Genomic DNA, 715 nt, shown 5'->3' on the forward strand with positions numbered 1-715 from the left:
AAGCAAGCCGAGGCGCGGGAACAAGGGTTGGGTGGAAAGGCGCCAGGAGCGGCGCGCAGCCGAGCAGGCTCAGGCGCGGCATGCAGCCGAATGAGGGTCGAGGCGATCAGAGCAGCGGCGATCCCTGCTTCCCCGCATGTCCGGGCCGGGCTGCGATGGCGGAGGTCTCCGCCCGACCCGGCCATGCTCCGGCGGGTCCAACTGCGACATTTCTAAATTGCCCCGACAGCGACACATTAACTTGGTGACAACACTAGCTGGTATACCGGCTTTCCCCAAGTGCAGTATTCGACCCTAGTTGAAACTTTTACAAGTCGGCATCGAGGTCCTCCTGGTGCGCTTTGAAGGGCTTGGTTTCAGCAATCCCGCAGGCGTCAGACTCAGACCCAGAACGGATTAAGGCCACTCAAGCCCTCAGTCCTGGTCTTGACACGGATGTGCCGACAATGGGGCGCGTCCGGGCTGGCCAGGCCTAGGTGTTTGATCCCACGGTTTGATGGTGCGATCCTTTCTCAGGAATGGAAGGAAGCATTATGGGCCAGGTTCGTCACGGAAGCGCCACGACCACGCACGCCGTCAGAGCTGCAATACAACGATCGCAAGCTTCGCTCGCGACGTTGAGCCGGGATCTTGGGATCAACCCGAAGACCGTTGCTAAATGGCGCAAGCGCCAGACGGTCGAGGACCTCAAGACCGGGCCGAGAGAGCCGCGCTC

1 pseudogene is annotated in these 715 nt (G+C 61.3%); it reads left to right on the plus strand.

Annotated elements, in window-relative coordinates:
- Positions 1-533: 533 nt before the first annotated feature.
- Positions 534-715, plus strand: a pseudogene (locus tag CK240_RS19425) (IS481 family transposase); the annotation flags it as partial.

This window comes from Paracoccus salipaludis (assembly GCF_002287065.1).
Taxonomy (GTDB): domain Bacteria; phylum Pseudomonadota; class Alphaproteobacteria; order Rhodobacterales; family Rhodobacteraceae; genus Paracoccus; species Paracoccus salipaludis.